Below are 20,034 nucleotides of genomic sequence, written 5' to 3'. Positions count from 1 at the left end.
ACCAAACGATCACTGATCGCCTACGACCACTGAAAACATCGGACTCATTCATCTAAGGGGGAGCAGGGGCTACCCCAAGGAGTAGCCACAGCTACCCCTGAACCCCCCAAAGGGGTAGCAGGGGCTCACTCAGAAGGAGCCACGGCTACCCCCTTCTCCTCAGACCCCTCAGCTCCTCATGAAGAAGAAGCTTCCTCCGGGCTAGGGGGAGTCACGGCTACCCCTTCGTCTGCGGTACGCGAACTGACCGCAGACGAGAAGAAGGAGTACGGCAACTTCTGGCTGCTCTACCCGAAGAGCAAGGACCCCGAGAAGACCCTCGAGGAATGGACTGCCGCAGTCCTCGCAGGAGCCGACCCCAAGCAGATCACTGCCGCTGCTGTCGCCTACGCCCGCGAGAAGAGCGGTGAGGACTTCCGCTGGCTCAAGAACTCCGCCAACTGGCTCCGCGACCGCCGCTACGAGGACAAGTACGCGCCCGAGCCCAACGGCAAGCCCGATCTCAAGGCCGTCGGCGGCAAGCAGCACACGCCCTACCAGCAGACGACGAAGCCCTCCGCCTATGCGAACGGATTCTGACCATGCCCGAACCCCAGCGCCTCGGCGGCGAGAACCTCGTCGCCAGGCTCCAAGCCCAGCTCGAGGCCCGCGGCCTTGACGCTGTCGAACCCGGCCCCCTCGACGACGAGCCCGACCCCAACGAGCCCGGCCATCCCGAGTACCACCGCCGCCGCCGCGCCGACTGGGCCCTCAAGCGGTGGCAGACCGCCACTCCATTCCGCTACCAGGAAGCCACTGCCACCCACCCGCAAGTCATCGCATGGGCAGAGCAGGTGGTAGCCGAACCGCGCAAGGCCGGCTTCCTCTTCCTCACGGGCTCCTTCGGCACGGGCAAAACCCACCAGGCCTACGGCGCCCTGCGGCACATCGCGGACGCCGGACCGGAGCGATACGAAGTCATCGCCCTCACCGCGCCCGACATGTATGCCCTGCTGCGGCCGGGCGGCAGCGAGCACGGCCCGGAGTACGAAGTGAAGCGGCTCATGAAGATCGGCCTGCTGCTGATCGACGACCTTGGCACCGAGAAGATCAGCGAGTTCACCGAGGAAGCCACCTACCGGATCCTCAACGAGCGGTACAACGAGTGCCGCCCGCTGATCATCACCAGCAACCTGCCCGCCCGAGACGACGAAGGCTCAGACCTCGTCGACCGAGTCGGTGGCCGAATCGCCTCCCGACTCTCCCAGATGACGGCCGTCGTCGACCTCGTCGGGCCGGATCGCAGGCGGGGGGCGGCGTGAGCGACATGGATCGCGTCGTGTGCGTTGTCGCCCAGTCGATGTACGACGAGGGCCGAACCGGCCTCGACGTGGCGGAGATGTGGATCTCCTCCATCGTCGGCGCCCTCATCGAGGTGCAGAACGCCCGAGTCCTCCATCCGGGTGCATGCCCGCAGTTCGGTCCCGAGGCCACGCCCCACGTGGCAGCGCGTCGGATCGTGGCCCGCCTACTCGACGCCGGATGGCGTCCACCGGACGCGGATTGCCTCGACCTTCCTGAGATTCCGGAGGCGCCCGGTGCCTGACTTCAACCCGGGCCGGGATGAGGTCGAGGACATTGCGGCGATGAAGCGGGAGGGCGACCTCAGCCGCTTCCTTCGGGCTCAGATCCGTGACGCGAACGCCCGCCGCACGACACCGGCCAAGCCGGCCCCTCCGCCGAATCCGCCCGGCTACCGGCCCGGCACATGGCCCTCGGGCACCGGACCACCCGCGGCACCGCCCCAGCAGCACAGCCCAGCCGACTGGCAGCAAGCGGTCGACGAGTACCGCGAATGGCTCCTCGCCACCGACCACCCCGAACTCGACCACCCGACCACACAGAGGCAGCAATGCGGCTGCCCCGCCTGCACCCCAAGGAGAACCTGATGGCCACCTACCAGCTCGAGTTCGGACACCTTGGCGACAGCCGCCCCGTGCCGGACCTGACCGTGCAGACCACCGACCTGAACGACCTCAGCCGCAGGGTCGTCGAGCACGCCCGCCCGCACATCGCCCCGGTGCTCGCCGAGATGGGCCGGCCCGAACTCGCCGACTGCATCTTCCAGATCAACCCCGACCGGACCAAGGGCGGGTTCCTGTGGCTCGACCTGGCCAGTGCCAAAGCGGCCAGCTTCCTCGCCGCCCGCATCACCACCACCCCCGAGCGGATCCAGCGGAAGCGGACCGCCGGATGGTCCGCGAATGGCGCGAAGTACGTCGGCCGCGGCAGCCGCTGGGGCAACCCGTTCACGGTCGCGGACTGCCTCGAGGCTGGCTTCGCCGAGACGAAGGTCGAGGCGCGCGAGGTTGTGGCCGACCAGTTCCGCTGGTGGATCAACGGCGAGCTGGACGGTGGGCCCGGCCCGGAAGGGACCTCGTGGTCGCGCGAGCGCCGCGACTGGATCCGCGGCAACGCGTCCGAACTGCGCGGCCGGGACCTCATGTGCTGGTGCCCGACCGACGGCCCCTGCCACGCCGACGTGCTGCTGAAGCTCGCCAACTCCTCGGCTGTGACGGCATGACCCGCCACTCCGGTGCCCCGATGCCCGCCGAGCTTCGGCACCAGATGCGCGCCGGGCAGCACCCGGCCCGCTCCGTGCCGTGCCCGCACTGCGCCGCCCGCGCGCACCGCCCGTGCACCGTCCCATCGAACGGCCGGGTCCTCACCCAGCCCCACCCGCAGCGGGTCTCCGACTGGGCCCAGCAGACCGCCTGCTGCCCCAGCTGCCAGGTCGAACCGGCCACCCCCTGCCACGACGAAGGCCGCCCCCGCACCACCGTCCACGCCCGCCGCTACCAGGAAGCCGAGGAGACAGCCGCGTGACGCGAGGAGCTGGCCGCAGCCGCGGCTACCGACCCCAGAACTCTGAACTCCGCCCCGGCAAAGTCGTCGTCGCGTTCGGCGAGAAGACGACCATCTGCCCCGCCTGCCGACAGCACAAGCACCACGCCTGCTGGGCCCACACCGCGGCGCTCGGCATCGGCGGGGAACCCGGCTGCCCCTGCGGCTGCCACGTCCCCCTCGACGAACCGCTGATGACCGACGAGGCCATCGACGACATGGCCGCCCACGGGACCCTCGCCGACCACGTCAAGTTCCAGAAGTCGTGGGCCCTGGGTTCCGGCGCCATCCACTTCGACGAGCCCTGCCGCCGCTGCTCCGCTATCGCTGCGGCGAAGTCAGGCGCTCAGGGCGAACTCCCGCTGGAGGAGTCGTGAGGATCCGCGCCGACATTGCCGCCCTGATCCGCGAGGGCCACACCGACGCGTCCATCGCCCGCCGTGTCGGCTGCGGCCGCTCCACCGTGTGGGAGACCCGACGGGCCCTCCGCCTCCCGCCCTCCCGGATCATCGGCCGACAGCTCGCCGAAGCCGTCCCCACCGGGCAGGTCCGCGAGTACCGGCCCGACCGCATGCCCACCAGCCCGCAGCAGCAGGCCGCCAACCGGGCCGCGCTCCTCGCCGCACTCCGAGACGAAGCCGCGTGATCCGCCGCCCGGGTGCCTGGCCCTGCGGCACCGCCGCCACCCGCCGCGCCATGCGCAAGGCGATGAACAACCCGGGCCACTGGGCTTGGCGCAGGCCGGCACCCACCATCTCCGGCACCGTCGGCCACGTCGGCGGCAAGCAGGCCGACGGCCACCTGAACCTCCAGCCCGAAGAGGGCGCCGTCCTCCAGTCCTTCCCGCGGGACTACCCGTTCCAGGGCAACAAGGGCCAGCGGTCCCTGCAGATCGGCAACGCCGTCCCCCCGCTGCTGGCCGCGCACATCGTCGCCGCAGCGACCGGCATCCCGATGCCCACCGCCCCGGCCGCCCCCGCCCCCGCTGTCTAGCCCCTCCCGCCCCAACCCGAAGGGAAACCCCGATGCCTTACGCCCGTGAGCAGTCGGATCGCGAGCAGCAGATGCGTGCCCATCTCGAGACCGGCTTCACCGACCACGAGTGGGCGGTCGGCATGGTCCTGTGCCCGGCCCGCGAGCGATGCACTAGCCCGTCTGGGATGCGAGCCCTGTTCAAGCCGCTGAAGAACGGTCGCCTGCCGATGCATCGCGATTGGCTCGGCTACGCCTGCGCTGGCGCCCGGCAGAAGCCGACAACACCGCCCCTGCAGCTGCGCCCCGCCACCCCCGCCCCGTGAACGCCGGACGCCCGCCCCGAGGCTCAGTCGGGGCGGGCGCATCCCGAACCCTACGCCCGAAGGAGCACCCCGCCGTGGGTAGAGGACCTCGAACATCTGAAGATCTGCCGGTCTCTCGAACCGTCAGCAAGAACATCTACGCGCTGCGAATTCGGCGCGGCTGGTCGCAGCGCGCTCTCGCCAGAGCCACCGAAGGCGGCATTAAGGCCGTCGGCTTCAGCACGGTCTGCCGCATCGAGAAAGCCCGCGACGAATCGGCGAAGCCGGTCATCGTCGGCGTTGATGATCTCGTGGCGCTGGCTGCCGCACTCGGCTTCGCTCCCGAACGCCTGCTGGTAGAGCCCAAGTGCTTCGTGTGCCTGGACGTCCCGCCTGCCGGGTTCGCGTGCCGCACGTGCGGGGCCGCCTCGTGACCGCCCCGTGGGATGTGGGCCCGTGCGCCTGGCCGGACGGCGAGCAGCTCGAACTCGACCTCGCCGAAGCCGACCGCGCCCACGCCGACCTCCACGGCCCGCAAACCCGGCGCCCGTCCGGGTTCGAGTCGGACCCGTGGCACGGCTACGCCCGACCCGCCACCGCGACACCCCGCCGCTTCAACCCCTACCAGCCCATCAACGACGTCTTGGAGGGATCCCTGTGAACCGCCCGCCGACTGTCGAGCAGTTGCTCGTCCTCGCCGACCGCGCCGAACGCGGAGCCCTCACCGCCGCCGAAGCGTCACGGCTACGCGCCGGGATCCGTCAACGGGTGGCGTACCGGGCCGGCGAGAGCTCACGGCAGCAGACCATCAACAGCCTGCGGCTCGAGCTGGCCGCCACGCGCCGCCAGTTGCGTGCCCTCGAACAGCTGGTGCGCCAGGCCCAGTCCCGGGAGCGGCAGAGCATCCGCGTCCAGACCCTCGCCAACGCCATCGACAGGTACGAGGGCGCGGCGTGACAGCGAAACAGCCCCGAGGGAGCCCGTAACGGCCCCTCTCGCGGCCTCGCAGCGTTCCGGCGGCCCCCGCGACCTACGGGCCCCGGAGCGCCAGCGAGTCACACAGCCCCTCCGATCCACCAACCCGAACGGACAAACCATGCCGCAACAGACAGAAGCGCTCCCCGAGTTCATCGCCGTCACCGCCTACCGGCACGACCACGGCCACCGCGCCTGGGCGTGGCGCTGCTGGGGCGACAGCACCTGCGACGGCCTGCTCAGCCTCGACCACGCCAGCGAGGACTCCGCCACCCGATCCGCCCACCGCCACGTCGACGAGAACCACGGAGCCCCCGATGCCTGAACCCACACCCGCCCGGCTGCGCTGCAACCACGTCCACCTGCGGCAGGAGCACGCCCCGCACGCGTGGGAGCCCCAGCCCGGCATGACACCCGTGCACTGCGAGGGATACGGCACCCCGGCCCCGGACGGCTTCCGCGACCAGATCGCCGAGACCCTCGCCGGTCACGCCGGATCCAAGGCGTTCCTCACCGACGAACCCGGCTGGGACCACGCGCGAGCGGCCTGGCACGCGCACGCCGACGCTGTGCTGCGGGTGCCCGTCATCGCCGAAGCCCTCGGCGCGGCGGCCGAAGTGCAGCGGCTGCGGGACCTCCGAGCTGCGGCCGGGATCCACTTCGGCGCGCTCACCGAACTGCTCCACGGCGCAGGCATCCGGCTCCCCGACAACTGCATCCACCTGGTCCAGCTCATCGACCAGAAGCTGACCGCCGCCCTCGACCCGCAGGAGCAGCCGTGACCAGCCTGCACATGTGGCTCGACGACGAGCAGCGATGGGCCGACGTGCCCGGCGTCGACCGCGTCGACTTCGAACACATCAAGGTCATCCACATGTCGCCGCCCATCCCCATGCCCGAGTGGCTGCGCATCGACCTCGGCCTGCCAGAGCCCGACCCAGAGCCCACGCCGATCGAGCGCGCCCTCGCGATCCTCCAGCCCCACCTCGACGACGAGCCGCTGTACCAGCCGCCCACTGCCTGACCCTGCCCCGCCCGCACCGCCCGAACGGAGAAGCCCGTGACCACCGCGCCCACCCTGTGCATCACCGAGCGCTGCACTCGAACCCTCCGCGACTGGGAACTCGCCGCCCGCATGGTCTGCTGCTCCATCTGCCACGACCAGATGCGGCACTGGTTGCAGCAGATCCCCGCCGCCCTGATCGTCCTCCGCGACGGCAGCATGCAGCGCGAGAGGACCAGCGACAGCGGCGGACGCGGCGGCACCCGCACCCCGCCCCTGCCGTGCCGCGAGGACGTGCTGAGCTTCGTAGGCCCGGCCGCCACCGGAACCGTCCACGACCCGCACGGCGACCAGACCGGCAGCCGGCCCATCATCGACACCCTCGGCAGCTGGGCCAGGCTCGTATGCGAAGAGCGCAACCTCGCCGGGCCCGCCAGGTGGACCGAGACCGAACTGGCCAGCTGGCTCATTCCACAGCTGGGCTTCGCGACGACACAGGCCTGGGTCGCGGACCTCCACCGCGAACTCTTCGACATGGCGCGCGAGATCCGCGGCATCGCCCGCACCGGGATTCGCACCGAGGCGCTCAGCCGGCCCTGTCCTCGTTGTGAAGACCTTCTGCTTCAGCGCACCGACCACGACCTGTACATCCGCTGCACCGGGTGCGGAACCGCCTTCACCCAGACCGAGCTCAACGACGACGCCCCCCGCCAACTCGAAGCCATCAACCCCGCCGCATGACGAAGGCCCCCGCCAACCGGCGGGGGCCTTCGCGCATGTCCGGGTCTACCGCGGCAGCGTCTCGTCGAGGTACGACTGCACGGCGTCGAACAGGCCGTAGGGCACGTAGTCGGCGAGCTGGTCGTGCGCGACCCAGGCGACCGCGTCCAGCTCGTCGGCGTCGCCGACGTGCGCCTCGCCGGCCACGACCTCGGCGGCGGTGTAGCTCATCTCCCGGCCGGTCTTCGGGTGTACGCGCTGCCCGAGCAGCCGGAGGGCTTTGACCTCGAGGCCGGTCTCCTCGAGCGTCTCCCGGACCGCGGCCTCTTCCGGGGACTCGCCCTCCTCGATGCCGCCTGCGGGGAACTGCCACATCAGCTCACCCTCGGACACGCGGCGCCGCACCATCAGCACGCGGCCCCCGTGGACGATGATCGCGGCGGAGATGCCCGGCTTCGTGGTGGTCATGTCGGTCATGCGAGCGCCTCCAGGATCGGCGGATAGATCTTCTCGGTCGGAATGAACTTCGGCAGCTGGTCGATCGGCACCCAGGCGACAGCGTCGTTCTCCCGGTCGTCCCGGTTCACCGCCTCACCCATCAGGTACTCGGCCAGCTGATATTCGGCGACCACCCCAGTCACGGGGTGGATACGGGAGCCGAGGTGCTTCCGGACGGCGCAGCGGACTCCGGTCTCGGCGTGAGTCTCCTCGACCGCCACCACCGCGGGGGAGGCGCCGGGCTTGACCATGCCCGCGGGGAACTGCCACGACAGCGAGTCGTCGCCGCGGCGGCAGACGAGGAGCACCTCGCGGTCGCGGACCACCACGGCGATCGCCACCCGCAGAGCCTGAGCCGGAACCGCGGGCGGTGCCGGGCGGGACAGGATGCTGAACCTTCGGAGCACAGACGCGGGAGCCCTTTCGTAGACGGTGTCGAGGGCTTCCTGCATCTCCGCCCGGGGCACGGTGTCCGGGCGCTGGTGCCAGCCCGCGACGGTCCGCACGGCGACCCCGAGTCGGGAGGCGAAGTCCTCGTTCGTCGCGCGGAGAGCGGCCTGCAGCGCGCAGGCTGTCCGCCCGTTCCACTCGATGACGTCCACTATCGGGTCCTCATGGTCCGGTCGGTGGCGTACTGCACTGCGGTTGCACTGGACTTGCACTGCCGCTGCACCGCCGGCTCATGGCCTGGTAAGTCGGCCGCGGCGAGGCTCGAAGGCATGAGGAATCACGCAGCTTCGGGCTTGGCGGGCGGTCGCTTCGGTAGCTCGTCGGTGTCGCGCACCAGCCACGACAGGAACGCGTTGATGTGGGTGTTCATGTCGGAGTCGACCTCAGCGACTGCGCCCTTGGCCCGCTCGTACACCTCGGGGTCGGGGCGGTACGTGCGTGCTCTTCTCAGGTGGATTCCGGCTGGCATGCAGGAATCGTCCCACAGTGGATTGCCACGGTCTAGGGAACGCGCTACGTTAGTGGAGTGCCACTCGGGGTGCTCCACCACTTCGAGACGGCACACCCGTGCCGCTCCACCGGCACAAACGCAGACGGCCCCGGACGCAGGGACTCCACTCCCTGGCCGAGGCCTAACCACCAGGTCTATCGAGGAGACCAAGATGGCTGCTGTAACCCTACCGGCCGCGCCTGAGCGCGCCGATCACCCCTCCCGCCGGCTCGTCGCTGCGGGTGTCAAGCGCGGCTCGGGCCCGCTGATCGTCGAGCAGCCCATGTCGGCGAACGGCCGCGCCGCCCATGACGCCGCCTCCTACGTCCGCACCCGGCGGGCCGCCTGATGTCCCCGCAGGAGACGATCGCCGCCGCGCACGAGCAGCTGGCCGAGCAGACCCGCCGCGCCCAGGAAGCCGCCGCAGCCGCCCAGCGGGCAGCCGAAGAAGCCGCCTGGCGCCGCCAGGCCCTCGAACACTCCCGCGGCTAGCCCACAGACCGCCGGCTCGGCGGGGAGACCCTCCATCCCCCGCGGCCCCCGCCGGGCCGGCCTCCCAACCCATCCGCATGACCAACGGAAGGCACAGCCATGTCTCGCATCACCTACCTCCGTCGCGTGTCGAACGCCGACCTCGACGCCTACGAGGCCCGTCTCGCCCTCGAGACCCGCCTGGAGATCGCCCTCGGTACCGGCGACGAGCTCGAGCAGCGTCGCGTCGAGGCTCTCATCTCCGACCACGACCGGCGCCACACCGGCCCGACCCTGGTTGCCTGATGCTGCCGCGACCGGTCGCCGACCTTCTCGCCTTATGGCGGGGCCTGGTCCACCACCCGCGTGAGGTGGTCCTTGTTCGCTGCCACCACCAGTGGCGAGGTGCCGGGTTCATCGCCCTGATCGCCGTCCTCGTCGCCGCTGGCGTCCCCGGCTTCCCGCCCCAGTCCCTCGGGCTCGCCATAGCCCTGGGCGGGCCCGGCTGGGCTCTCGACCTGGCCGGCACCCTCGCGCACGGGCTGTGGTCGTCCGGGCGGATCTGGCGCGGCATCGAATGCGACTGCTGCGGCGGGGATCCGGGCGACGGAGACGACGAGCCCGACCCCGAGCTTCCGGACGACCCGCACGGCATCGCCCGCGACTTCGAGACCTACCTCCGCAACCAGACCCCGGCCCGCTGAGAGGAGCGCACCGTGCACGCCTATCTGATCACCGCACGGCCGACGCGCTGGCAGCGTGCCTGCCGCGCGGCCCGGGTGTGCACGGTGCGCCTGGTCGTCGGAGCGGCCCTCCTCACCCTCGGCCTGCTCGTGTTGGCCGTCCGCTGCCTCCGCCCGATCGTCAACGCCCTCGCCACTGCCGCCGTCCGGATCGAGCTGGAGATCAGCATCCGCAGCGGCCTCCCCTCCGTCGGCGCCAGCCTCGGCGCCCACCTCACCGACGAGTTCGTCAAAGAGTTCCGCTCCGGCTGGAACACCACCAAGGAAGGAGCCCGATCGTGAGCACGTCCGCTATCGAGAAGGTCAACGGGTACGCGCCCGAGCCGCGGTTCGACCCCGTCGCGCTGGCCGAGGCGGACGCCATCCGTGCCCGCAGCGAAGCCGAGACCGAAGCCCGACTCATCGCCGCCCGCGCCGAGGCCAAGGCCGTCGAGATCAAGGCCCACGAGGAAGCCGAGAAGCAGCGCCTCTCGAACGAGCGGACCGCCGTCCGGAACCGGCGCGAGATCGCCGAGCAGGAGGCGAAGATCGCCGAGGCGGACCGGAAGCGCGACGAAGAGCGCCGCGCGATTGAAGCCGCCCGCAAGGCCGAAGCCGAAGCCGCCGAGCAGGATGCCGCCAGCAGCGAGAAGCGCGAGCAGTCCGCCAAGTCGTGGCGGGCCGCTGCCCTCTCGTTCGCGATCGTCTGCGCGATCGTCGCCCTCCCCGTTCAGATGTCCGCGTTCTGGTCCCCGAAGGCGCCGTGGCTGCTGATCGCCCCGCTCGTTCTCGAAGGAGGCGCGTGGGTCGTCCTCAAGGGCGCCGCCGCCGCGGTCGACGACCACCGGCCGCACTGGCACTACCGCACCATCGCGTGGGCGCTGGCGTTCATCGCCGCCGGCATCAACCTCGCCCACGGCCTGTCCGCGTTCGACCCGGCCACCGCGATCGGTACCGCGTTCGCGTCTCTCGCCGGCCCCGGCGTGTGGGACCTCCACGAGCACGGCCGCATCCGCGTCCGGGACGGCAAGCCAACCCGCCGCGAGCGCCGTGCGCAGCGTGCCGCGGAGCGGAAGGCCGCGGCTGAGAAGGTGGCCGCGGAGGAGCGCGCCAAGGCTGAGCGGGAGGCGAAGGAGAAGGCTGTCGCCTACCGGGCGGAGCAGCTGGCTGCCGCGCGCGCCGACGAGTTCCCGGAGGTGTGGGACCATGCCGTCCGGCTGGCTGCAGCGCTCGGCGAGACGACCGTCACCGATCCGGTGTGGCGACGCGCGCACCTGGACATCGAGGGCGCCGAGCCGGGCGAGTCCGTCGACATCATCCGCGGCCGGAACGCAGCCGCGCGACGCATCGCAGCGGCCCGCTCCGAAGCCCCCGGCGGCACTCCCCAGAAGGCCACGAAGGCGCAGCGTGACGCCCAAGTGATGCCCCGTCCCGCGAAGCCGCGAGTCAAGCCCGTTCCGCCTCGCCGCAAGAAGGGCGACAGCCCCAAGTTCCACCCCGCCGCGCGCTCTCTGGCCGCGGACGCCAAGCGGGCATCCATCACCGCCAGCATCGCCGCTGAGGAGCAGTCGTGAGCATCGACACCCCCGCCCACTGGGAACTGGACAAGGTCATCCCCGGGCAGCTTGCCGACCCCGTCGAGGACGGCGACATCGCACCCGGCGTCCTCGAGCTCCGGCCCGCCCACACACCCGTCATCTACCGCGCCGGCAGCGCCGCGATGACCGTTGCCGCCGTCACCGGCAAAGCCGTCGGCATCACCGCCCGCAGCACCTGGACCGGCGTCGGCTGGTTCGGCGTCGGCCTCAAGTCCAGCTGCACCCTCGGCTACCGGTACGTCCGCGCCCACGACCTCCAGGAGGTCCTCGGCGGCATGAGCAAGGGCGCCGACTGGAACAAAGTCCACGAGACCCGTAAGAGCCGCTGGCGGTTCCTCGGCTGGACCACCGCCGCCGTCGCCGGCCTCAACCTGACCGGCTGGTGGGCGCTCGTGAAGTATGCGGGCATGACCGCCCTCGACTGGTCCTGGGCCATCCCCCCGAGCCTCACCGCCACCGCCGCGGTCGCCGCCGTCACCCTCTACGGCCGCTACCGGGCCACCAGCCCCGGCATCGCGCCCGAGCAGATCGTCGCCGACGCGGACAACCCCGAAGGCGAAGAGCCCTACCCGATCGCGTGGGTGACCTCCGGCGGCCAGGCGGCCGACTGCCTCGCCCGCGCCCTGTTCGCCGAAGGCGCCGACTACCGCGACGTGAACACCCTCGCCCGCCACCCGTGGGGCTGGGAGATCGAAGTCGTCCTCAAGGGCTCCACCCCCGGCAAGGTTCAGGCCGCCGCCGACCAGATGGAATCCCACATGGGCCTCCCCGCAGGCGGGTTCATGGTCGAACCCGACCCGCGGGACCAGTCCCGCATCGTCGTCCGCCTCGTCCAGACCAACCCGTTCGCCGACATGGCCCGGCCCGCCGTTCACGCCCCCCGGTCGCTGTCCGTGCACGACACGATCGTCATCGGCCGCGCCATGGACGGCTCCCTCATGGAGCTCACCCTCGACGGGTTCTGCGCCCTCATCATCGGCGCCATGGGTGCCGGCAAGACGTTGGGCGCGCTGCGCACCATCAACGAAGCCCTCACCGCCTGCCGTGACGCGGTCGTGTGGGACCTCGACCCCATCAAGGGCGGCCTCGCCGAGTTCGGTGACCTCATGGCCCGCCGCGCCCGCACCCCCGAAGAGTGCGAGGAAGCCCTCGACGAAGCGCTCTCCTACATCACCGCCCGCGGCCAGCTCATGGCCAGCCTCGGTATGGGCGACCGCTGGCACGCCACCCCCGAGCACCCCAACCTGTACATCAACATCGACGAGTTCATTCAGCTCAGCCCCAAGGGCAAGACCACCGCCATCAAGATCCTGCGGACCGGGCGGCAGTACGGCATCTACCTGATCATGGCCGGGCAGGAAGCCACCGCCGACGCCCTCGGCGACGCGATCGCCATGGTCGTCGCCTACCGCATCCTCATGGCCTGCCGGTTCGAAGACGTCCGTATCGCCTTCGGGCCCGGCGCCGGAGCCCAGGGCTGGCGGCCCGACCGCATGAAGCCCGCCGTCGGGCCCATCGCCAACGACGCCGGCCAGGCCATGGTCATGGGCGGCCCGTTCATCCGCGCCATCCGCCACCAGTTCAACAAGTACACGCGCGACCAGATCTCCGCCGCCGTCCCCGAGCGCGTCGCCGCCGGCGTCCCCTCCATGGACGCCGACACCGTCCTCAAGGCCGGCGCCACTCTCACCGCCACTGGGCAGCGCGGCAACCTCACCGGCCGACTCGACCAGCACGACCACCCCGACGCCCAGCTGATCGCCACCCTGCTCCGCGCCTTCACCGCCAACGACCGCGACTTCCTCCCCACCGGGGAGGTCCTGCTGCCCGCCCTCGACGCGGCCGGTATCGACGGCGTGGACGCGACCGCGCTCAGCATGCGGCTCCGCAAGCACGCCCCCGGCGCCAAGTCCGACCGCCGCGACTGCCCCGAAGGCACCTACCTGCGTGGCTGGCAGCGCGACGCGGTCGAGCGGGCCGCAGCGGGCCTCCTGGACCCGGCGAACACCCGGCAGGACCCCGGCATGCAGGCGGCGTAGACCCGGCGAACACCCGGATGGGCTGGTGGGCATCCCGGCAGGTCGCCGGGTGTCCGCCGGGCTCCCGCCGGGATGCCACCGACCTCCCGCCGCCCTATTGATCCATATTTGATCCATTCTGACGAGGGGGAACCCGATCATGACCGTCAAGAAGCCCACCCGCGCCAAGCGGACCGCCGCACGCCGCAAGAAGACCGCCACCCGCACCCCGCTGACCAAGACCCCCAAGGGCGGGCCGATCGGCGCCCGCATCGGCACCTGGATGGCCCTCCGCCTCGCCCGCGAATACCAGCGCCACCAGACCACCACCATGTCCCGCCGAGACGCCGCGATCCTCCGCATCACCCACGAAGGCTGCCCCCGCTGCAAGGGCAACGGACAGATCTTCACCAAGGGCAAGGACGGTTCGTTCACCGGCTCCAAGCCGTGCACCGCCAAGCCCACCCGCGCGAAGGCCGGCCGCATGCGCGTCGCCATCGCCTCACGCTTCGGCGCCGACAAGAGCTCGGGTCTCGTCGGCTGGACCTGCCCCTGCGGCAAGAAAGAGAAGCCCCGCTTCCGTGACGCCAAGGAGGCGACGAAGGCGCTCCGCACCCACGAACGCCAGAAGCACGGCGGCAAGACCGTCGGCGGCGCCTGGTACGCCCAGACCACCGCCCCGGACACCGCGCCGACCGAGCAGCCCAAGCCCGTGTCGAAGGTCGTCACCGACAGCGGTCTCACCGACGACCAGTGGATCAAGAAGAACAAGTCCATGGCGCCCGCCAAGGCCATCGCCAAGGGCTACTGCTGGCAGTGCGCCGGCAACGGCACCCTCTACTCCGCGTTCGGAGGCCAGCAGCTCGCCGTCGCCTGCGACGAATGCCAGGGCAGCGGGAAGGCCCGGGTGTCCGCCTGATGCGGGCGTCCACCGCCACCGAGACGCCCGCGGTCACCCCTGCGGCGCCGCTCGACTTCGACGAGCGGCTGAGGCTCGCCGTCCTGGCGGTGGACGCCCGCATCGACACCCGCCCGCTCGACCTCGCCGACGTGATCCGCACCCCCGTTGAGGAGCCGAACCTGCAACCCGCGGCGGCCCTCGCTGCGGTCCTGCGCCGCGCCCGCGCCCGCATCCTCCGCGACGGCTGGACCACCGGGCACTGCCGCGGCCAGCGCGCCATGTGCGCCTACGAAGCCATCCGAGCCGAAGCCGCCAACCCCGCACAAGCCGCAGACGCGACGGCCCTGCTCCTCGACACCATCCGCCGCGAATTCCCCCACGCGGCCACCGTCCCCGCCTGGAACGACGAACAACGCCACCCGGCAGTCGTGCTCCGCATGCTCGACACGGCAGCACGCGCCGCCGAACAGCGAGACATCCGACTGAGCAAGACCACCAACAACCTGTAAGGAGCCCCTGATGATCGTCCGCCTCTTGGTCTGCTGGTTCTGCGGCAGCGACGACAATCCGACCGGCTACACCATCTGCGGCTTCTGCGGCCACGACTTCCGCGACGACCCCAACCGCTCACCCGAGGAGTAGCCCGATGCGCCTCACGATCACCTACTGGCCCGTGTGGAACCGACGGCCCGCACTCGCCCTCCACCACAAGCCGAACCCCCGCTGCCCCGACTGCGACGGGTGCGGGTACGTAGCCGAAGATCCCGACTGCATCGACGAACGAGCCTGTCACTGCGCGCCCGAGACGCCCATCCTGCGGCTACCGCTCCCGTCGATCGTCAACCGGGACTACCGGCAGCTACTCATCCGCCGGATCCGCAGCGCCCCCTGAACCGCCCCTCACCCGCGGCCCTGGCCTTCCCCGGTCGGGGCCGCTGGTCGTGCGCGGGCCATCCACCGATCCGTGCCCGGCGACCGCACCGGAAGCAGTGACGGCCGCAACCCGAACACGGCACACAAGCGAGCCAGCTGCTCCGCACACTCGCGCTCACTGTCCGCCTGCACGCTGAACACCGTCGCCATGCACGGCAGTCTGCCGCCCGCGCCCGCCCGCATACCCCAAGAACGGCACATAGACAAGACTTCAACCACCCTGTAACGTCTGGATCACCAGCTTCACGCTGCCCGAAAACGCCGAAGCCCCCACCCGCCGTGGGGGCTTTCGTCATGAGCGGAGGCGCCCGTGTTCCCCAACCCGCCGCTCGACCAGATCAAATCCGACGACCTCATGACCGTCGCCCAAGCCGCAGCCTGGATCCACGTCAAGCCCGTCACCATCCGGCAGTGGATCCACCGCGGCAAGCTCACCCACGTCGACGTCGGCGGCGGCGGGCCCAAGCTCTACCACCGGGACGCCCTCGCCAAAGCCGAGAGGGAAGCCTGGGACAACGGAGCCGACCGGCCCATCCGCGGCGGCCGCAAGAGAGACCTGCAACGCGCCCGCGCCGCCTGAGCCGGGGCCCGTGCCCCGACGTCCCGCTGCCCACCCCCAGCCCACGCCGGGCAGCGGGACATCCCACCACCACCGTCATGAGCGCTACCATCAGGAGCTCCCGTGCCCGTACCAGCACGCACCCAGATGCACGACTTCAAGGCCCGCATCGAAGACGTCGAAACAACAGTCCTGACCAAGAGCATCGCTGCGGCCTACTTCATCGAAGAGGGCATCTTCACGATCTTCAAGGACGGACAGCATCAGGCCGTGTACGCGGTGCAGTCCCGACTCCTCCGGTCCGTGGAACGCGTCGACCTCACGGTCAGTACCTGACGGCCCGAACGCAGCATCACGGAACGGTCATTCCGCTTCACGACAGCCCCAGCCCGGCGCATGATGACCCCCTCTCATCACGCAACGTCCTGGGGGAACCATGCGACACACCACCACAGCCGCGCTCACAGCCATCCTGATCGCCACGCTCGCCGGCTGCGGCAGCAACAGCGACACCACGACCGAAGCCAAGCCCAGCGCCAGCCCGGCCGACAGCGGCACCCCATCAGCATCCGACCCCAGCTCCAAGCCGCCGACGCCTACCGAATTCAAGGTCGGCGAGCAGGCGAAGCTGACCGACGAAGCGAACAGCTTCACTGTTCAGGTCTCTGGCTACGCGCAGGCTGTCAAGGGCCCCACGCCACCCGACACTGCCGACGACGGCGACGTCTGGGCCACAGTCGACGCCAAGATCTGCAACACGAGCGGCGATTCGTTCATGGTCAGCCAGGCACCCTGGTCCCTGACCTACGCCGACGGAACCGTCATCGAGGCGTTCGGCGCTACGGGCCTCCTGTCCAAGCCCGAGTTCCCCATGGGCTTCGCAGTGAAGAAGGGCCGCTGCGCCCGAGGAGTGATCCCATTCCTGGTGCCCAACAGTCAGCGGCCTGAGCGCATCGTGTACGCCCCCGACAGTCTCCCCGAGCCGTATGAGTGGACGGCTCCCGCCAAGTAGACGAAGGAGGCGCCCGTGGCTGGCAACCCGCGCAACGGGCGCCCCTACCGGCGGCTCTGCGACCAGCAGCGGGCCATGCAGTACCCCTGCTGGATCTGCGGCACGGACATCGACTACAGCCTCACCGGGCCCGAGGCCAGCAAGCATCCGCTCGCCTTCACCCTCGACCACCTGCTCCCCGTCTCCAAGCGCCCCGACCTCCTGCTCGACCCAGCCAACGCCCGGTCAGCCCACCGGCGGTGCAACAGCCGGCGAGGTAACCGCATGACCGTCAAGACGGCAGGCGCCTCACGCAGGTGGTGACCAGTGCTCTACGTCATCACCGGACCCCCGGCCGCTGGCAAGAGTTCATGGATCACGGCGCGTGCCAGGGCGACGGACATCATCATCGACCTCGACCGTCTAGCCCTCGCGCTCGCCGGCCCCGGCGCGCCGCAGTGGCAGCACGACGAGACCCTCCTCGCCGTCGCTCACCGCGCACGGTTCGCCGCCATCGACGAGGCCATCAAGCACCGCGACAAGGTCAACGTGTTCTTGATCCACACCATGCCTAGCGCCAAAGCCCTCGCGAAGTACCGGAGACTTGACGCCAAGATCATCACCGTCGACCCAGGCAAGGACATCGTCATGCAGCGAGTGCGGGACATGCGGCACGACGACATGACCGCAGTCGCCACCCGCTGGTACAACCAGCAAGCCAAGCAGAGGTCACAGGGCGTCACGCGCCAGGCATCACGGGCATGGTGACAGCAGGTGACCCAGCCATCAGCGCAGGCAGTGACCGGCAGTGGTGGCAGGCAGGTGCCCGGCACCGTGCACCCAGCGGCAGCACCCGACCCGGTCAGGCCAGCAGGCGTGATGCCACGGTGCGTTACGCGCTGCGATCGATGCCGAAAGAACGCGACGAGATGACTTGATCGCAAGGCTCTTCCCCGCAGGGGAGGGGGCCCTGGAGCTCACATAAGAACGTGCAGGTGAGCGACCCCAAAGCCCTTGGCGCCCAAATTTTTGCGTGTCAAATCTGAAAGACGATCTTGACTGCATTCCTTGATCAAGTCCAACTTTGACAATCACTCTCAGTCACCAAGATCGCGATCACGCATAGTGACATAGATCAACTGACGATCCATCACACATAGTCACCCCGTCGCTGATCACGACGGGTAGGAAGGTCCGAGTCTCCCGGCTCGGACCTTCCGCATTTCCGGGAGACAGAGATGACCAACACCCGTGCCTGCGCAGGTTGCAGTAGCCCGTTCACGCCTTACCGCAGCACTCAGCGGTGGTGCTCGGAGCGGTGTAAGTGGAACGCCCGTCGCTTGACCCTGTCGGCCAGGCAATGCGGCACTTGTGGAGCCAACTACACCCCCCGCCGTCGCGATCAGAAGTGGTGCTCTCGCAAGTGCAAGGATGCGCACTACGGCGCCCTGCTACGGGCGGGCGAGGGGCAGCGTGGCGGACTGTCGCCTGAGGCTCGTGAGCGGCAGCGCTTGTACTGGCAGGCGAAGTGCCGACGTCGCCGCGCGGCTAAGCGCGGCGGGGTGTCGGAGCCGTACACGCTGGCGGAGATAGCGGAGCGCGACAAGGGTCGCTGTGGTCTGTGTGGCGGTCGGGTGGCGATGAAGCAGAAGGTGCCGCACCCGAAGGCACCGACGATCGACCACGTCGTGCCGGTGTCCGAGGGTGGTGACGACACCCGCGCGAACGTGCAGCTGGCGCACTTCGTGTGCAACAGCGTCAAGGGGCCGCGGGGTTCGCAGCAACTGGCTCTGATCGGGTGAGGGGGAGCTGTGGTCGCCGACAAGATCCGTGACGAGATCGATCAGCTCCGCGTTGCCGAAGTCGCTCCTGGCCAAGCGGCGTTGGCGATCTCCCTCGCCGAGACCTTCGACGACACCGACGCCCCGACCTCTCGAGCCGTCGTTGCCCGAGAGCTGGCCGCGACGATGAAGATCCTCCGGGCCTTGGCTCCGGTCGGCGAGGAGGGGGACGCGGTCGATGACCTCGCAGCTCGCCGTGCGAAGCGCCGCGGCGCCTGACCAGATTCCGGATGCTCGCGGCGTCCAGCGCCCCCGGATCTGCACGTTCCCGCCGTTCTCCTCCTCCTCCGGCCAGGAGGCCGTTGAGCTCGCCGCTGAGGCCGGACTGGTCCTCGATGAGTGGCAGAAGTTCGTCCTTCACGTCGGCTTGGGCGAGCAGCCTGACGGCTCGTGGTCGGCGTTCGAGACCTGCGTCAACGTCCCGCGCCAGAACGGCAAGGGCGGCGTCATCGAGGCCCGTGAGTTGGCCGGCCTGTTCCTGCTGGGTGAGCAGTTGATCCTGCACTCGGCGCACGAGTTCAAGACCGCCAAGGAGGCGTTCCTTCGGATCGAGCGGCTCATCATGAACACGGATGCGCTGCGTAAGCGGGTGCGGAACGTGCGGCGCACGACGGGCGAGGAAGCCGTCGAGATGATGAACGGTGCCAGGCTCCGGTTCCTGGCGCGCTCTGGTGGCTCCGGTCGCGGCTTCACCGGCAACCTGAATGTACTGGACGAGGCGATGATCCTCGGCGATGACGCGATGGGCGCGCTCATGCCCACCATGGCCGCGGTGAGGAACCCGCAGATCTGGTACCTGGGTAGCGCGGGGATCGGCCCGCAGTCGATGCAGCTCGGCCGGCTGCGGCAACGGGCGCTGGACGCGCTGGAGTCGGGCGAGCCGGACCCGTCGCTCGCTTACATGGAGTGGTCGGTCAACCCGCATGTGACGGAGTGCAGTCGGGACTGCCAGGACCACGACGATCCGCGGTCGCCACTGTCTGTGGCGAAGGCCAACCCGGCGCTCGGCTACCGCCTGTCGCTGGCTCACACGGAGCGGGAGCGGCTGTCGATGGGTGAGGCGATCTTCAACCGGGAGCGTCTCGGCGTCGGCGACTATCCGTCGGATTCGGCGGACACGTGGTCGGTGATCGGCGAGGACGTGTGGCGGGCTCTCGCGGATGGTGACAGTCAGCCGTCGGATCCGGTGGCGTTCGCGATCGACGTGACGCCGGAGCGGTCGCACGCTTCGATCTGCGTGGCTGGCCTGAACGGATCTGCGGTGCATGTCGAGGTTGTCGACAATCGGCCTGGTACGGACTGGGTGGTCGAGCGTGCCCGTGACCTGCATGAACGTTGGTCGCCTCGCTGCTGGGTGGTCGATGCGGGCAGTCCGGCCGGGTCGCTCCTGACTGACCTCGAGCGTGCGCTCGGCGTAGAGGTGGTGAAGCCGAAGACGAGGGAGATCGCCCAGGCGACGGGCCAGTTCTACGACGCGGTCACGTCCGGTGACGTCGTGCACTTGGACCAGGCGCCGCTCTCTACGGCTCTGGCGGGCGCCAGGAAGCGGGATCTGGGTGAGGCCTGGGCGTGGGCTCGCCGCGGTGTGGGCGTGGACATCAGCCCGCTGGTGGGCGTGACGCTCGCCAGGTGGGGACTGACGGCCGAGGTCGAAGAGCCGGAGGGCCCGGTCGAGCCACTTGTGTCCTGGGGTTAGGAGGGGTT

General features: G+C 70.1%; 39 protein-coding genes. 36 read left to right on the top strand and 3 right to left on the bottom strand.

Going from position 1 to position 20,034, the window contains the following annotated elements:
* Positions 1–243 precede the first annotated feature (243 nt).
* From QMZ92_RS36370 to QMZ92_RS16495, 17 genes are all read left to right on the top strand, one after another.
* A complete protein-coding gene (locus tag QMZ92_RS36370; RefSeq protein ID WP_502962068.1) occupies positions 244–579 on the top strand; it encodes an LvrA C-terminal domain-related protein in 336 nt (111 codons plus the stop codon).
* 2 nt (positions 580–581) lie between these two features.
* Complete coding sequence (locus QMZ92_RS16570; protein ID WP_283298152.1) at positions 582–1,301, top strand: ATP-binding protein; 720 nt, start codon at positions 582–584, stop codon at positions 1,299–1,301.
* Positions 1,298–1,585 (top strand): hypothetical protein, encoded by a 288-nt coding sequence (locus QMZ92_RS16565; RefSeq protein ID WP_283298151.1) that lies wholly within the window; start codon positions 1,298–1,300, stop codon positions 1,583–1,585. The genes QMZ92_RS16570 and QMZ92_RS16565 overlap by 4 nt, the downstream gene beginning before the upstream one ends.
* Positions 1,578–1,928 (top strand): hypothetical protein, encoded by a 351-nt coding sequence (locus QMZ92_RS16560; RefSeq protein ID WP_283298150.1) that lies wholly within the window; start codon positions 1,578–1,580, stop codon positions 1,926–1,928. Before QMZ92_RS16565 ends, QMZ92_RS16560 begins: the two co-directional genes overlap by 8 nt.
* Positions 1,928–2,563, top strand: a complete 636-nt coding sequence (locus QMZ92_RS16555) for a DUF4326 domain-containing protein (protein ID WP_283298149.1) — start codon at positions 1,928–1,930, stop codon at positions 2,561–2,563. The genes QMZ92_RS16560 and QMZ92_RS16555 overlap by 1 nt, the downstream gene beginning before the upstream one ends.
* 20 nt (positions 2,564–2,583) lie before the next feature.
* A complete protein-coding gene (locus tag QMZ92_RS16550; RefSeq protein WP_283298148.1) occupies positions 2,584–2,865 on the top strand; it encodes a zinc finger domain-containing protein in 282 nt (93 codons plus the stop codon).
* Positions 2,862–3,260, top strand: a complete 399-nt coding sequence (locus QMZ92_RS16545; RefSeq protein WP_283298147.1) for a hypothetical protein — start codon at positions 2,862–2,864, stop codon at positions 3,258–3,260. The genes QMZ92_RS16550 and QMZ92_RS16545 overlap by 4 nt, the downstream gene beginning before the upstream one ends.
* Entirely contained in the window at positions 3,257–3,529 is a 273-nt protein-coding gene (locus QMZ92_RS16540) for a helix-turn-helix domain-containing protein (protein WP_283298146.1), read from the top strand. Before QMZ92_RS16545 ends, QMZ92_RS16540 begins: the two co-directional genes overlap by 4 nt.
* Entirely contained in the window at positions 3,526–3,876 is a 351-nt protein-coding gene (locus tag QMZ92_RS16535) for a DNA cytosine methyltransferase (RefSeq protein ID WP_502962067.1), read from the top strand. Before QMZ92_RS16540 ends, QMZ92_RS16535 begins: the two co-directional genes overlap by 4 nt.
* Before the next feature lie 32 nt (positions 3,877–3,908).
* Positions 3,909–4,181 (top strand): hypothetical protein, encoded by a 273-nt coding sequence (locus QMZ92_RS16530; RefSeq protein ID WP_283298145.1) that lies wholly within the window; start codon positions 3,909–3,911, stop codon positions 4,179–4,181.
* A 74-nt stretch (positions 4,182–4,255) separates the two neighbouring features.
* On the top strand, positions 4,256–4,594 hold the full coding sequence (locus tag QMZ92_RS16525) for a helix-turn-helix domain-containing protein (protein WP_283298144.1): 339 nt from the start codon (positions 4,256–4,258) through the stop codon (positions 4,592–4,594).
* Positions 4,591–4,821, top strand: a complete 231-nt coding sequence (locus tag QMZ92_RS16520) for a hypothetical protein (protein ID WP_283298143.1) — start codon at positions 4,591–4,593, stop codon at positions 4,819–4,821. Before QMZ92_RS16525 ends, QMZ92_RS16520 begins: the two co-directional genes overlap by 4 nt.
* Positions 4,818–5,117 carry a hypothetical protein gene (locus QMZ92_RS16515; RefSeq protein ID WP_283298142.1) on the top strand — a complete coding sequence of 100 codons (300 nt, stop codon included), beginning with the start codon at positions 4,818–4,820 and terminating at the stop codon, positions 5,115–5,117. The genes QMZ92_RS16520 and QMZ92_RS16515 overlap by 4 nt, the downstream gene beginning before the upstream one ends.
* A gap of 139 nt (positions 5,118–5,256) precedes the next feature.
* A complete protein-coding gene (locus QMZ92_RS16510) occupies positions 5,257–5,460 on the top strand; it encodes a hypothetical protein (RefSeq protein WP_283298141.1) in 204 nt (67 codons plus the stop codon).
* The gene (locus QMZ92_RS16505) at positions 5,453–5,917 is read left to right on the top strand and encodes a hypothetical protein (protein ID WP_283298140.1); all 465 of its coding nucleotides are present in this window, start codon (positions 5,453–5,455) and stop codon (positions 5,915–5,917) included. Before QMZ92_RS16510 ends, QMZ92_RS16505 begins: the two co-directional genes overlap by 8 nt.
* Positions 5,914–6,159 (top strand): hypothetical protein, encoded by a 246-nt coding sequence (locus QMZ92_RS16500; protein ID WP_283298139.1) that lies wholly within the window; start codon positions 5,914–5,916, stop codon positions 6,157–6,159. The genes QMZ92_RS16505 and QMZ92_RS16500 overlap by 4 nt, the downstream gene beginning before the upstream one ends.
* A gap of 36 nt (positions 6,160–6,195) precedes the next feature.
* Positions 6,196–6,879 carry a hypothetical protein gene (locus QMZ92_RS16495; RefSeq protein WP_283298138.1) on the top strand — a complete coding sequence of 228 codons (684 nt, stop codon included), beginning with the start codon at positions 6,196–6,198 and terminating at the stop codon, positions 6,877–6,879.
* A gap of 45 nt (positions 6,880–6,924) precedes the next feature.
* On the opposite strand, the gene QMZ92_RS16490 is transcribed toward QMZ92_RS16495, so the two are convergent.
* The 3 genes from QMZ92_RS16490 to QMZ92_RS16480 all read right to left on the bottom strand — a co-directional run bounded on the left by QMZ92_RS16490 (position 6,925) and on the right by QMZ92_RS16480 (position 8,275).
* A complete protein-coding gene (locus QMZ92_RS16490; RefSeq protein WP_283298137.1) occupies positions 6,925–7,335 on the bottom strand; it encodes an NUDIX hydrolase in 411 nt (136 codons plus the stop codon).
* A complete protein-coding gene (locus QMZ92_RS16485; RefSeq protein ID WP_283298136.1) occupies positions 7,332–7,958 on the bottom strand; it encodes an NUDIX hydrolase in 627 nt (208 codons plus the stop codon). Before QMZ92_RS16485 ends, QMZ92_RS16490 begins: the two co-directional genes overlap by 4 nt.
* A 125-nt stretch (positions 7,959–8,083) precedes the next feature.
* Complete coding sequence (locus tag QMZ92_RS16480) at positions 8,084–8,275, bottom strand: hypothetical protein (protein WP_283298135.1); 192 nt, start codon at positions 8,273–8,275, stop codon at positions 8,084–8,086.
* 193 nt (positions 8,276–8,468) lie between these two features.
* Between QMZ92_RS16480 and QMZ92_RS16475 the strand changes: the two genes are divergently transcribed.
* The 19 genes from QMZ92_RS16475 to QMZ92_RS16385 all read left to right on the top strand — a co-directional run bounded on the left by QMZ92_RS16475 (position 8,469) and on the right by QMZ92_RS16385 (position 20,026).
* Entirely contained in the window at positions 8,469–8,645 is a 177-nt protein-coding gene (locus QMZ92_RS16475) for a hypothetical protein (protein ID WP_283298134.1), read from the top strand.
* The gene (locus tag QMZ92_RS16470) at positions 8,645–8,788 is read left to right on the top strand and encodes a hypothetical protein (protein WP_283298133.1); all 144 of its coding nucleotides are present in this window, start codon (positions 8,645–8,647) and stop codon (positions 8,786–8,788) included. The genes QMZ92_RS16475 and QMZ92_RS16470 overlap by 1 nt, the downstream gene beginning before the upstream one ends.
* Positions 8,789–8,887: 99 nt before the next feature.
* Positions 8,888–9,073, top strand: coding sequence for a hypothetical protein (locus tag QMZ92_RS16465; protein ID WP_283298132.1), 186 nt, complete (start codon positions 8,888–8,890; stop codon positions 9,071–9,073).
* Positions 9,073–9,471 carry a hypothetical protein gene (locus tag QMZ92_RS16460; RefSeq protein ID WP_283298131.1) on the top strand — a complete coding sequence of 133 codons (399 nt, stop codon included), beginning with the start codon at positions 9,073–9,075 and terminating at the stop codon, positions 9,469–9,471. Before QMZ92_RS16465 ends, QMZ92_RS16460 begins: the two co-directional genes overlap by 1 nt.
* A gap of 12 nt (positions 9,472–9,483) precedes the next feature.
* Positions 9,484–9,792, top strand: a complete 309-nt coding sequence (locus QMZ92_RS16455; RefSeq protein WP_283298130.1) for a hypothetical protein — start codon at positions 9,484–9,486, stop codon at positions 9,790–9,792.
* Positions 9,789–11,063 carry a V-type ATP synthase subunit E family protein gene (locus QMZ92_RS16450; protein WP_283298129.1) on the top strand — a complete coding sequence of 425 codons (1,275 nt, stop codon included), beginning with the start codon at positions 9,789–9,791 and terminating at the stop codon, positions 11,061–11,063. Before QMZ92_RS16455 ends, QMZ92_RS16450 begins: the two co-directional genes overlap by 4 nt.
* Positions 11,060–13,126 (top strand): hypothetical protein, encoded by a 2,067-nt coding sequence (locus QMZ92_RS16445; RefSeq protein WP_283298128.1) that lies wholly within the window; start codon positions 11,060–11,062, stop codon positions 13,124–13,126. The genes QMZ92_RS16450 and QMZ92_RS16445 overlap by 4 nt, the downstream gene beginning before the upstream one ends.
* Before the next feature lie 139 nt (positions 13,127–13,265).
* Positions 13,266–14,024: a hypothetical protein gene (locus QMZ92_RS16440; protein WP_283298127.1), complete on the top strand. Its 759-nt coding sequence runs from the start codon at positions 13,266–13,268 to the stop codon at positions 14,022–14,024.
* Positions 14,024–14,515: a DUF6197 family protein gene (locus QMZ92_RS16435; RefSeq protein WP_283298126.1), complete on the top strand. Its 492-nt coding sequence runs from the start codon at positions 14,024–14,026 to the stop codon at positions 14,513–14,515. Before QMZ92_RS16440 ends, QMZ92_RS16435 begins: the two co-directional genes overlap by 1 nt.
* A gap of 10 nt (positions 14,516–14,525) precedes the next feature.
* The gene (locus QMZ92_RS16430) at positions 14,526–14,648 is read left to right on the top strand and encodes a hypothetical protein (protein ID WP_283298125.1); all 123 of its coding nucleotides are present in this window, start codon (positions 14,526–14,528) and stop codon (positions 14,646–14,648) included.
* A gap of 4 nt (positions 14,649–14,652) precedes the next feature.
* A complete protein-coding gene (locus tag QMZ92_RS16425; RefSeq protein ID WP_283298124.1) occupies positions 14,653–14,898 on the top strand; it encodes a hypothetical protein in 246 nt (81 codons plus the stop codon).
* Positions 14,899–15,249: 351 nt separating this feature from the next.
* The gene (locus tag QMZ92_RS16420) at positions 15,250–15,519 is read left to right on the top strand and encodes a helix-turn-helix domain-containing protein (protein WP_283298123.1); all 270 of its coding nucleotides are present in this window, start codon (positions 15,250–15,252) and stop codon (positions 15,517–15,519) included.
* Positions 15,520–15,621: 102 nt separating this feature from the next.
* Positions 15,622–15,834: a hypothetical protein gene (locus QMZ92_RS16415; RefSeq protein ID WP_283298122.1), complete on the top strand. Its 213-nt coding sequence runs from the start codon at positions 15,622–15,624 to the stop codon at positions 15,832–15,834.
* A 100-nt stretch (positions 15,835–15,934) separates the two neighbouring features.
* The gene (locus QMZ92_RS16410) at positions 15,935–16,510 is read left to right on the top strand and encodes a DUF4352 domain-containing protein (protein WP_283298121.1); all 576 of its coding nucleotides are present in this window, start codon (positions 15,935–15,937) and stop codon (positions 16,508–16,510) included.
* A gap of 15 nt (positions 16,511–16,525) precedes the next feature.
* Entirely contained in the window at positions 16,526–16,813 is a 288-nt protein-coding gene (locus QMZ92_RS16405; RefSeq protein WP_283298120.1) for an HNH endonuclease, read from the top strand.
* 3 nt (positions 16,814–16,816) lie between these two features.
* The gene (locus tag QMZ92_RS16400; RefSeq protein ID WP_283298119.1) at positions 16,817–17,257 is read left to right on the top strand and encodes an ATP-binding protein; all 441 of its coding nucleotides are present in this window, start codon (positions 16,817–16,819) and stop codon (positions 17,255–17,257) included.
* A 794-nt stretch (positions 17,258–18,051) separates the two neighbouring features.
* Positions 18,052–18,291, top strand: coding sequence for an HNH endonuclease (locus tag QMZ92_RS16395; RefSeq protein ID WP_283298118.1), 240 nt, complete (start codon positions 18,052–18,054; stop codon positions 18,289–18,291).
* 9 nt (positions 18,292–18,300) lie between these two features.
* Positions 18,301–18,549: a hypothetical protein gene (locus tag QMZ92_RS16390; RefSeq protein ID WP_283298117.1), complete on the top strand. Its 249-nt coding sequence runs from the start codon at positions 18,301–18,303 to the stop codon at positions 18,547–18,549.
* A complete protein-coding gene (locus tag QMZ92_RS16385) occupies positions 18,509–20,026 on the top strand; it encodes a terminase large subunit domain-containing protein (RefSeq protein WP_283298116.1) in 1,518 nt (505 codons plus the stop codon). Before QMZ92_RS16390 ends, QMZ92_RS16385 begins: the two co-directional genes overlap by 41 nt.
* Positions 20,027–20,034 lie beyond the last annotated feature (8 nt).

The organism is Streptomyces sp. HNM0645 (genome assembly GCF_030056615.1).
GTDB classification, from domain to species: Bacteria; Actinomycetota; Actinomycetes; order Streptomycetales; family Streptomycetaceae; genus Streptomyces; species Streptomyces marianii.
This window is presented reverse-complemented; position numbering and strand designations above follow the sequence as displayed.

Bases quoted from the DNA above. Each gene is read 5' to 3' on its own strand.
- QMZ92_RS16570 (WP_283298152.1), top strand. From the start codon at position 582: ATGCCCGAACCCCAGCGCCTCGGCGGCGAGAACCTCGTCGCCAGGCTC.
- QMZ92_RS16555 (WP_283298149.1), top strand. From the start codon at position 1,928: ATGGCCACCTACCAGCTCGAGTTCGGACACCTTGGCGACAGCCGCCCC.
- QMZ92_RS16550 (WP_283298148.1), top strand. From the start codon at position 2,584: ATGCCCGCCGAGCTTCGGCACCAGATGCGCGCCGGGCAGCACCCGGCC.
- QMZ92_RS16530 (WP_283298145.1), top strand. From the start codon at position 3,909: ATGCCTTACGCCCGTGAGCAGTCGGATCGCGAGCAGCAGATGCGTGCC.
- QMZ92_RS16510 (WP_283298141.1), top strand. From the start codon at position 5,257: ATGCCGCAACAGACAGAAGCGCTCCCCGAGTTCATCGCCGTCACCGCC.
- QMZ92_RS16505 (WP_283298140.1), top strand. From the start codon at position 5,453: ATGCCTGAACCCACACCCGCCCGGCTGCGCTGCAACCACGTCCACCTG.
- QMZ92_RS16490 (WP_283298137.1), bottom strand. From the start codon at position 7,335: ATGACCGACATGACCACCACGAAGCCGGGCATCTCCGCCGCGATCATC.
- QMZ92_RS16480 (WP_283298135.1), bottom strand. From the start codon at position 8,275: ATGCCAGCCGGAATCCACCTGAGAAGAGCACGCACGTACCGCCCCGAC.
- QMZ92_RS16475 (WP_283298134.1), top strand. From the start codon at position 8,469: ATGGCTGCTGTAACCCTACCGGCCGCGCCTGAGCGCGCCGATCACCCC.
- QMZ92_RS16470 (WP_283298133.1), top strand. From the start codon at position 8,645: ATGTCCCCGCAGGAGACGATCGCCGCCGCGCACGAGCAGCTGGCCGAG.
- QMZ92_RS16465 (WP_283298132.1), top strand. From the start codon at position 8,888: ATGTCTCGCATCACCTACCTCCGTCGCGTGTCGAACGCCGACCTCGAC.
- QMZ92_RS16460 (WP_283298131.1), top strand. From the start codon at position 9,073: ATGCTGCCGCGACCGGTCGCCGACCTTCTCGCCTTATGGCGGGGCCTG.
- QMZ92_RS16440 (WP_283298127.1), top strand. From the start codon at position 13,266: ATGACCGTCAAGAAGCCCACCCGCGCCAAGCGGACCGCCGCACGCCGC.
- QMZ92_RS16435 (WP_283298126.1), top strand. From the start codon at position 14,024: ATGCGGGCGTCCACCGCCACCGAGACGCCCGCGGTCACCCCTGCGGCG.
- QMZ92_RS16430 (WP_283298125.1), top strand. From the start codon at position 14,526: ATGATCGTCCGCCTCTTGGTCTGCTGGTTCTGCGGCAGCGACGACAAT.
- QMZ92_RS16425 (WP_283298124.1), top strand. From the start codon at position 14,653: ATGCGCCTCACGATCACCTACTGGCCCGTGTGGAACCGACGGCCCGCA.
- QMZ92_RS16410 (WP_283298121.1), top strand. From the start codon at position 15,935: ATGCGACACACCACCACAGCCGCGCTCACAGCCATCCTGATCGCCACG.
- QMZ92_RS16385 (WP_283298116.1), top strand. From the start codon at position 18,509: ATGACCTCGCAGCTCGCCGTGCGAAGCGCCGCGGCGCCTGACCAGATT.